This is a genomic window from Aeromonas sp. Y293-4 (assembly GCF_027705905.1).
Lineage (GTDB): Bacteria > Pseudomonadota > Gammaproteobacteria > Enterobacterales > Aeromonadaceae > Aeromonas > Aeromonas veronii.
In genome coordinates, this window is the sequence record NZ_JAPDCI010000048.1 from 1 (window position 1) to 3,855 (window position 3,855).

Genomic DNA, 3,855 nt, shown 5'->3' on the forward strand with positions numbered 1-3,855 from the left:
AGACGGGAAGTTTCGGCCCTTACGGATGCCCGGAAAACCTTAGCGTACGATTTTTTCCGAATTCTGCGGGCTCCCCTATCTCATCTGCGCAAGGCAGAACGTGAAGACGGCCGCCCTGGACCTCGCCCGCGAGCGCCAGGCGCACGAGGCCGGCGCGCGGACCCGCGCCACGGCCCACGAGCGGACGCCGCAGCAGGAGCGCCAGAAGGCCGCCAGAGAGGCCGAGCGCGGCCGTGAGGCTTGGACGCTAGGGCAGGGCATGAAAAAGCCCGTAGCGGGCTGCTACGGGCGTCTGACGCGGTGGAAAGGGGGAGGGGATGTTGTCTACATGGCTCTGCTGTAGTGAGTGGGTTGCGCTCCGGCAGCGGTCCTGATCAATCGTCACCCTTTCTCGGTCCTTCAACGTTCCTGACAACGAGCCTCCTTTTCGCCAATCCATCGACAATCACCGCGAGTCCCTGCTCGAACGCTGCGTCCGGACCGGCTTCGTCGAAGGCGTCTATCGCGGCCCGCAACAGCGGCGAGAGCGGAGCCTGTTCAACGGTGCCGCCGCGCTCGCCGGCATCGCTGTCGCCGGCCTGCTCCTCAAGCACGGCCCCAACAGTGAAGTAGCTGATTGTCATCAGCGCATTGACGGCGTCCCCGGCCGAAAAACCCGCCTCGCAGAGGAAGCGAAGCTGCGCGTCGGCCGTTTCCATCTGCGGTGCGCCCGGTCGCGTGCCGGCATGGATGCGCGCGCCATCGCGGTAGGCGAGCAGCGCCTGCCTGAAGCTGCGGGCATTCCCGATCAGAAATGAGCGCCAGTCGTCGTCGGCTCTCGGCACCGAATGCGTATGATTCTCCGCCAGCATGGCTTCGGCCAGTGCGTCGAGCAGCGCCCGCTTGTTCCTGAAGTGCCAGTAAAGCGCCGGCTGCTGAACCCCCAACCGTTCCGCCAGTTTGCGTGTCGTCAGACCGTCTACGCCGACCTCGTTCAACAGGTCCAGGGCGGCACGGATCACTGTATTCGGCTGCAACTTTGTCATGCTTGACACTTTATCACTGATAAACATAATATGTCCACCAACTTATCAGTGATAAAGAATCCGCGCGTTCAATCGGACCAGCGGAGGCTGGTCCGGAGGCCAGACGTGAAACCCAACAGACCCCTGATCGTAATTCTGAGCACTGTCGCGCTCGACGCTGTCGGCATCGGCCTGATTATGCCGGTGCTGCCGGGCCTCCTGCGCGATCTGGTTCACTCGAACGACGTCACCGCCCACTATGGCATTCTGCTGGCGCTGTATGCGTTGATGCAATTTGCCTGCGCACCTGTGCTGGGCGCGCTGTCGGATCGTTTCGGGCGGCGGCCGGTCTTGCTCGTCTCGCTGGCCGGCGCTGCTGTCGACTACGCCATCATGGCGACGGCGCCTTTCCTTTGGGTTCTCTATATCGGGCGGATCGTGGCCGGCATCACCGGGGCGACTGGGGCGGTAGCCGGCGCTTATATTGCCGATATCACTGATGGCGATGAGCGCGCGCGGCACTTCGGCTTCATGAGCGCCTGTTTCGGGTTCGGGATGGTCGCGGGACCTGTGCTCGGTGGGCTGATGGGCGGTTTCTCCCCCCACGCTCCGTTCTTCGCCGCGGCAGCCTTGAACGGCCTCAATTTCCTGACGGGCTGTTTCCTTTTGCCGGAGTCGCACAAAGGCGAACGCCGGCCGTTACGCCGGGAGGCTCTCAACCCGCTCGCTTCGTTCCGGTGGGCCCGGGGCATGACCGTCGTCGCCGCCCTGATGGCGGTCTTCTTCATCATGCAACTTGTCGGACAGGTGCCGGCCGCGCTTTGGGTCATTTTCGGCGAGGATCGCTTTCACTGGGACGCGACCACGATCGGCATTTCGCTTGCCGCATTTGGCATTCTGCATTCACTCGCCCAGGCAATGATCACCGGCCCTGTAGCCGCCCGGCTCGGCGAAAGGCGGGCACTCATGCTCGGAATGATTGCCGACGGCACAGGCTACATCCTGCTTGCCTTCGCGACACGGGGATGGATGGCGTTCCCGATCATGGTCCTGCTTGCTTCGGGTGGCATCGGAATGCCGGCGCTGCAAGCAATGTTGTCCAGGCAGGTGGATGAGGAACGTCAGGGGCAGCTGCAAGGCTCACTGGCGGCGCTCACCAGCCTGACCTCGATCGTCGGACCCCTCCTCTTCACGGCGATCTATGCGGCTTCTATAACAACGTGGAACGGGTGGGCATGGATTGCAGGCGCTGCCCTCTACTTGCTCTGCCTGCCGGCGCTGCGTCGCGGGCTTTGGAGCGGCGCAGGGCAACGAGCCGATCGCTGATCGTGGAAACGATAGGCCTATGCCATGCGGGTCAAGGCGACTTCCGGCAAGCTATACGCGCCCTAGGAGTGCGGTTGGAACGTTGGCCCAGCCAGATACTCCCGATCACGAGCAGGACGCCGATGATTTGAAGCGCACTCAGCGTCTGATCCAAGAACAACCATCCTAGCAACACGGCGGTCCCCGGGCTGAGAAAGCCCAGTAAGGAAACAACTGTAGGTTCGAGTCGCGAGATCCCCCGGAACCAAAGGAAGTAGGTTAAACCCGCTCCGATCAGGCCGAGCCACGCCAGGCCGAGAACATTGGTTCCTGTAGGCATCGGGATTGGCGGATCAAACACTAAAGCTACTGGAACGAGCAGAAGTCCTCCGGCCGCCAGTTGCCAGGCGGTAAAGGTGAGCAGAGGCACGGGAGGTTGCCACTTGCGGGTCAGCACGGTTCCGAACGCCATGGAAACCGCCCCCGCCAGGCCCGCTGCGACGCCGACAGGATCTAGCGCTGCGTTTGGTGTCAACACCAACAGCGCCACGCCCGCAGTTCCGCAAATAGCCCCCAGGACCGCCATCAATCGTATCGGGCTACCTAGCAGAGCGGCAGAGATGAACACGACCATCAGCGGCTGCACAGCGCCTACCGTCGCCGCGACCCCGCCCGGCAGGCGGTAGACCGAAATAAACAACAAGCTCCAGAATAGCGAAATATTAAGTGCGCCGAGGATGAAGATGCGCATCCACCAGATTCCCGTTGGAATCTGTCGGACGATCATCACGAGCAATAAACCCGCCGGCAACGCCCGCAGCATCGCGACCGTCATCGGTGAGAAGTTCGGCAGGTATTGGGTGGTGACAATGTAGGTGCTGCCCCAAATGGCAGGTGCTATCGCTGTGAACAATAAATCGGGCGTGCGTAATGACATGCGATTACAAGACCTCCGCTACGGCGATGGGTTTTTGAGAGTTGCAGGCGCCGCGATGACCGCACCCTGACTTGGACTGGCCCTGCCTCGCACCAATCCACCTGCGGCTATGGCCGCGATCATGCGAGGCCCGAAAATTACACGACCTGTACACGTCCGCCGAACCCGGAACGCAACAGAGCTTCGTGGGCATCCCGATCCGGGTCGTAGCAGCAGTCCTGGACCAAACGCACGTCGTAGTCCGCATCACTAGCCCAGGCGACGCTTGAAAGAACAACGCCGGTGGTGCTTATCCCGGCCATGACAAGCGTGCTTACGCCGCGCGTCCGAAGGTCGGCGTCGAGCGCCGTGCCATAAAAGACGCTGGCTCGCGGACATGCATAGAAAAGGTCGCCCCGTTCGATCGCAAGCCCTTCGACGGGCAGACCGGTGCGAAATCGTCCGCTCGGGAGATACGGTGAGATTTGGCGATTCGTCGCCGGCGGCGCATGTTCATACTCTTCGCCGAGCGAAAAGTTGGGGAACAGCACGGGCCGGCCGCGCAAGGCGTGCTGGCAGCCGTGCAGACCCTGCGTGAGATGAACGCCGACAACCTGCGCAAGGTGCCGG

At 62.4% G+C, this 3,855-nt stretch carries 4 protein-coding genes; 1 reads left to right on the plus strand and 3 read right to left on the minus strand.

The features are described 5' to 3' along the window. Positions 1–374: 374 nt before the first annotated feature. A complete protein-coding gene (gene tetR(A), locus OKC31_RS21390; RefSeq protein WP_000164043.1) occupies positions 375–1,025 on the minus strand; it encodes a tetracycline resistance transcriptional repressor TetR(A) in 651 nt (216 codons plus the stop codon). 105 nt (positions 1,026–1,130) lie between these two features. On the opposite strand from tetR(A), the gene tet(A) reads away from it, so the two are divergent. Continuing rightward, on the plus strand, positions 1,131–2,330 hold the full coding sequence (tet(A), locus tag OKC31_RS21395; protein WP_000804064.1) for a tetracycline efflux MFS transporter Tet(A): 1,200 nt from the start codon (positions 1,131–1,133) through the stop codon (positions 2,328–2,330). Positions 2,331–2,361: 31 nt separating this feature from the next. Here tet(A) and OKC31_RS21400 read toward each other — a convergent pair whose 3' ends face one another. Both OKC31_RS21400 and OKC31_RS21405 read right to left on the minus strand, forming a co-directional pair. Beyond that, complete coding sequence (locus OKC31_RS21400; RefSeq protein ID WP_000058717.1) at positions 2,362–3,246, minus strand: DMT family transporter; 885 nt, start codon at positions 3,244–3,246, stop codon at positions 2,362–2,364. Between the two features lie 137 nt (positions 3,247–3,383). Continuing rightward, positions 3,384–3,776, minus strand: a complete 393-nt coding sequence (locus OKC31_RS21405; RefSeq protein WP_001351729.1) for a cysteine hydrolase family protein — start codon at positions 3,774–3,776, stop codon at positions 3,384–3,386. Positions 3,777–3,855 lie beyond the last annotated feature (79 nt).